Raw genomic sequence first — 611 nt, 5'->3', positions numbered from 1 at the left:
AAAAAGGTGGGAGCCGATGCTGCCCGGCCCGCCGGCCGTCCCCCGCCTGCTGCAGGCGCTCGGCCGGTTCCCGCGCAAGGGTTGCTACCTCTATGGCGGCAAGTGGATGGCCGAGCCGGTCTTCCCAGAAGGCATGAAGGCGAACGGGCTGCTCGGCCTGTCCTCCAACCAGCAATTCATGGGCTTGCCCGCCGACGCGACCGCAAAGCCCGGCGACTACGCGTTTCTAAGGCCGACGCAGAGCGAAGCCGTGCTGCAGCAGTTCGGGTCGATCGCGGTGTTTTCCGGCGGCCGGATCGCCGATCGCTGGCCGGCGTTGCCGATGGCCTGACCGACTACGCCTTCACCGGTATCCAGATCTCCAGCCCGCCCTTGCCGCTGCGCGGGTCGAATTCGGGGCCGTAGCGTTCGAATTCCGGCGCGTCCGCGATCTCATGCCCGGAGGCCGGCAGCCATTTGTTCCAGATCGTGTTGACCGTCCGGCGGATGGTCGAGATGTGTTCGCGGTGGGCAAAGACCGCATATTTCTGCGCCGGCACCCGCACCCGGTAGAAGTCCCTGGGCAGGTCGGAGAAGTCAGACACTTCGACGCCGCCGATGTAGTCGAAATT

At 66.0% G+C, this 611-nt stretch carries 1 protein-coding gene and 1 pseudogene; one reads left to right on the top strand and one right to left on the bottom strand.

From position 1 onward, the window contains the following. Positions 1-331 (top strand): annotated as a pseudogene (locus EN885_RS33075) (DSD1 family PLP-dependent enzyme); the annotation flags it as partial. A 4-nt stretch (positions 332-335) separates the two neighbouring features. Here the strand turns inward: EN885_RS33075 and EN885_RS33070 are convergent. Then, positions 336-611 (bottom strand): GyrI-like domain-containing protein (locus tag EN885_RS33070; RefSeq protein ID WP_164897977.1); only part of this gene is annotated, 276 nt, incomplete at its 5' end.

This window comes from Mesorhizobium sp. M6A.T.Cr.TU.014.01.1.1 (assembly GCF_004022765.1).
In the GTDB taxonomy this organism is placed as follows: domain Bacteria; phylum Pseudomonadota; class Alphaproteobacteria; order Rhizobiales; family Rhizobiaceae; genus Mesorhizobium; species Mesorhizobium mediterraneum.
Note: the sequence above shows the minus strand (reverse complement) of the source record. Positions and strands in the feature narration are given on the sequence as shown.